Genomic DNA, 228 nt, shown 5'->3' with positions numbered 1-228 from the left:
CCTCACCTGTCCCGTCAGATCACGCGGCATGTGAGGATCGGTGATCAGGTTCGCGTGCGCGGCGTCAAGCCTCGAGGCGCGGACGTGATCGCGGCGGTCTCATTCGTGACGAAAAGCGGCAGGATCATTCTCGACAACGGCCCGCACGAAGATGGCGGGAAGCATCAGAAGCCGGACGTCGTGCACAGCGCCATGGAAGCATGTGGTCAGGTGGCGCTGTCCCTGTTC

1 protein-coding gene is annotated in these 228 nt (G+C 63.2%); it reads left to right on the top strand.

Translation table 11 applies throughout. The features are described from left to right. Positions 1-228 (top strand): hypothetical protein (locus SB775_RS34540; protein WP_410865794.1); only part of this gene is annotated, 228 nt, incomplete at both ends.

The sequence above is a fragment of the Peribacillus sp. SIMBA_075 genome, from assembly GCF_046534585.1.
This window is presented reverse-complemented; position numbering and strand designations above follow the sequence as displayed.